Origin of the sequence: Rothia sp. HMSC071B01, from assembly GCF_001808945.1 — a bacterium.
In the GTDB taxonomy this organism is placed as follows: Bacteria; Actinomycetota; Actinomycetes; order Actinomycetales; family Micrococcaceae; genus Rothia.
The window spans coordinates 1-2,977 of record NZ_KV795063.1 but is presented as its reverse complement, the minus strand read 5'-3'; the positions used below and the strand labels follow the sequence as shown (position 1 = coordinate 2,977).

General features: G+C 56.8%; 5 protein-coding genes. All 5 read left to right on the top strand.

Going from position 1 to position 2,977, the window contains the following annotated elements:
* Nucleotides 1-233, top strand: a 233-nt coding sequence (locus HMPREF2527_RS09765) for a hypothetical protein (protein WP_168161080.1), incomplete at its 5' end; no start/stop codon positions are given.
* Between the two features lie 205 nt (nucleotides 234-438).
* On the top strand, nucleotides 439-657 hold the full coding sequence (locus HMPREF2527_RS00875; protein ID WP_070505715.1) for a hypothetical protein: 219 nt from the start codon (nucleotides 439-441) through the stop codon (nucleotides 655-657).
* 165 nt (nucleotides 658-822) lie between these two features.
* Nucleotides 823-1,257 carry a hypothetical protein gene (locus HMPREF2527_RS00870; RefSeq protein ID WP_049347001.1) on the top strand — a complete coding sequence of 145 codons (435 nt, stop codon included), beginning with the start codon at nucleotides 823-825 and terminating at the stop codon, nucleotides 1,255-1,257.
* A 191-nt stretch (nucleotides 1,258-1,448) separates the two neighbouring features.
* Nucleotides 1,449-2,336 (top strand): ArdC-like ssDNA-binding domain-containing protein, encoded by an 888-nt coding sequence (locus HMPREF2527_RS00865; RefSeq protein ID WP_070505713.1) that lies wholly within the window; start codon nucleotides 1,449-1,451, stop codon nucleotides 2,334-2,336.
* Between the two features lie 175 nt (nucleotides 2,337-2,511).
* On the top strand, nucleotides 2,512-2,895 hold the full coding sequence (locus tag HMPREF2527_RS00860) for a hypothetical protein (RefSeq protein WP_070505710.1): 384 nt from the start codon (nucleotides 2,512-2,514) through the stop codon (nucleotides 2,893-2,895).
* The last annotated feature ends 82 nt before the right edge of the window (nucleotides 2,896-2,977 follow it).

Genomic DNA, 2,977 nt, shown 5'->3' with positions numbered 1-2,977 from the left:
CGGCTCTGCTGGGTCTGGACGCTTCAGAGGTGACCGTGAACGGCTGGGATGATGCCCCGCTCGAATCGGTCACCGTCCCGGTCTCTGTGTCATGGAATGATGCCCTAGAAGCCATGCACAAGGCATTCCGTGGAGAGGTGCCCTCAGGCGGTTACACCTGGGGCGTCGCCTATAAATGGGCAACCCTGGAGCTGACCGACCGGGTCTGTAAGGAATGCGGACACGGCGCATAAGCCACCCACCCCGCCGCCCTGCACCGCCCCGTAGAGGGATGCAGGGCGGACGGGACACCCCCCTAGAGAGGGGGGCGGGGCGCAGCTCTTTCAGGGGAATTTAGGAAAAGGACAAGCAATGTCAAAACCCAAAAGCGCCGCCCCAAAAGTTAGAAGATGGTCACGTCAAACGTTGAGTATTCGAGTCTCTGAAGGAGAGAACATCATGGATTGCACCTGCACCAAGTACCGCTACCCGCACCTGAAGGTCACCAACGAGAAGGGAAGCGTCTGTGTGCTCGTCCGCTCGTCCACAGGCGAACTCATGGACGCGGCGGCTATCCGTCGAGAGAATGAGCGCCGCAAAACCCTCAGGTACCGCATGGGGGCGCTCGCACGCCGCCTGTACACCCGCCTTACCGCCCGCCTAGAAACCCTGCGATAGGCGGGACAGGCACCCCCCCCGCCCCGCCTGGAGGGTACCCCCTCCAGGCGGGGCGCAGCTTGAAATTTAGGAAAAGGACATGACTGTCAGAATCCCAGAGGCACCCACCTCACCCACGGGAAGATGAACCCACCACCGACCCCCAAGCCCTGAAGGAAAGCAGCCATGAGCCCCCACGATCTGATCAAAGCCGCCATGACCGGCCTCAAGAAGCCCAAGGCACCGGGCCTACCCGCCCGCTCACAGCAGAGCACCACCACCAAGCAGCCGGCGGCCCCGGCGCACCCCGGAACAGAGCCGCCCGCCGCGCTCGCCGTGGCACCCCGGGCGGCCCTTACCAGGTTCCTGCAAACCCTGATCGAGATGATGGAAGATCCGCAGGTGCATACCTTGAGCGGTGATGAGCTCATGCAGAGGCTGCTGAAGGACCCGGCAACGCGTCATGTGGTCCGTAGCTTCCAAGTGGTCATGATGAGCTGCCGGTGGGTTTTGGAGCACAAAGAGGAGATCTCTGAGCTGATTGCCCTCTGGAGGCAATGCCTCAGCACCCACAGCCAGGGCAAAAACCCCGCTGAGAGTAGCCCCCGGGGCAAGCCCTAACGACCCTCGATACGGGCTAAAAAGAGAGGGTTTTGAAGCGTCGGGATAATAAATTATTCCGACGCTTCAAAACCATGATTTATAAAAGGGACAATCCCCAAAAAAGATATTTTTGAAACCTCCAAAAACGAGATGATGAACCTGTCGTTACCGACAGGTTCATTTTTCCCCTACCGTAAGGAGGTGCCATTATGGCACGCACCAAGAGCGACCGCTCACAGAATGTTATCGACACCCTGGAAGTCTTTAATCAGGCGGTGAAGGAATTGCAGTCTACCGACAATTGGCGTTCTATGCTGAATTCGGTTTTTAATTTCCGCCGCTATTCTTTCCAGAATATGGTGTTGATTCTTTCCCAGAATCGTTATGCCACCAATTGCGCCGGTTTCAAGACCTGGCGTGAAATGGGGTACACCGTCCGTAAGGGTGAAAAGGGGTTGCGTATTCTTGCCCCCCGTACCGTAATCGTCAAAGGTGATGACGGTAAGCCGGTGATCGACGAAAACGGCGAGACCAAACGGGTTACCTACTTTCGCCAGGTCTCTGTTTTTGACGTCTCTCAGGTCGAGCCGCTGGAGGGCGCTAAGCCCCTTCCGGAAGGGTTCAAGGTGCACCAAGCAGAAACCCCTGAGACCGCCGATAAGGGGCTGTATGAGGCTCTGGAAGCCTTCATTACCGCTCAGGGCTGGAAGGTCGTACAAGAGCCGCTAGGGGCTAATTTGGGCGGTTACACCGACCATGAGGCACGGAAGATTAGCATCAATTCGCTGCGGACTTCCAACCTTCGAGCTTCCACCCTGGCGCATGAAATCGGGCACGCCCTCATGCACGAAGATTTGGATATGGAGGCGTACCACTCCAATAGCGAGGGTTGCCGCTCTTTGGCTGAGACTGAAGCCGAATCCGTCGCCTATGTGGTGACCTCTGCATGGGGTTTGGACGTCTCCACAAAGAACATTCCCTACGTTGCCGGTTGGTCTGCACAAGATGTTTCGGTACTGGCAAAAGCGGCGGGAAATGTTGTGAATACCGCCCGTACCATTCTTGACGCGGTAATTCCCCTGGAGGGCAAGGAATAGGGTTCCTGTGGTGCCTTTCACCCCCAACCTTTGGTTGGGGGTGAAAGGCACCGAAAAGGGTTATTTAGGAAAAGGACAAGCCTGTCGAAAACTCAAAAAAGAAAGTCAAAAAATAGGACGATAAAGGCATCAGGGAAAACCCTGATAAACCGCCCTTGAATGATTGGAGAATCAAATGGAAACCACCTACCCCGCGTCCCTGAAGGATTACCAGGAAAAGCAAAACATTGTACCTACTACATTGTCTATCCCGGTTTTGAAAATGCCTATCTCGCCGGAAGAGGCACGCAAAGAAAGCCCCAAAACCGCCGAAATTCGCATGCTGGTCATTGGGCTTAACCGCCCCGTAACGCCTATGCGTAGCTTCGTCGGTGAAGGTGTCCTGATTCTGGCGCAAACCCCCGCATGGGAAAAAGCCAGCCAGGAAATCTATGAAGCCTCTGTAGCAGGCGATAAGGGGCGCATGCTAGAGGTCATGCTCACCCTCGCGGCTGAATACCTTGAGCTACAGAAGCCTAGCGACATTTTCGATTTCGCAGTGCCCATTAGCGAGGCGTAGCCCGGTGAGCAGAGGGGGCGGCTGAATCCAGTCGCCGCCCTTCCTCGCCCGCCCGCCCCCCTGAGCGGGGGGGGGGGGGGGG

Bases quoted from the DNA above. Each gene is read 5' to 3' on its own strand.
- HMPREF2527_RS00860 (WP_070505710.1), top strand. From the start codon at position 2,512: ATGGAAACCACCTACCCCGCGTCCCTGAAGGATTACCAGGAAAAGCAA.
- HMPREF2527_RS00865 (WP_070505713.1), top strand. From the start codon at position 1,449: ATGGCACGCACCAAGAGCGACCGCTCACAGAATGTTATCGACACCCTG.
- HMPREF2527_RS00875 (WP_070505715.1), top strand. From the start codon at position 439: ATGGATTGCACCTGCACCAAGTACCGCTACCCGCACCTGAAGGTCACC.
- HMPREF2527_RS00870 (WP_049347001.1), top strand. From the start codon at position 823: ATGAGCCCCCACGATCTGATCAAAGCCGCCATGACCGGCCTCAAGAAG.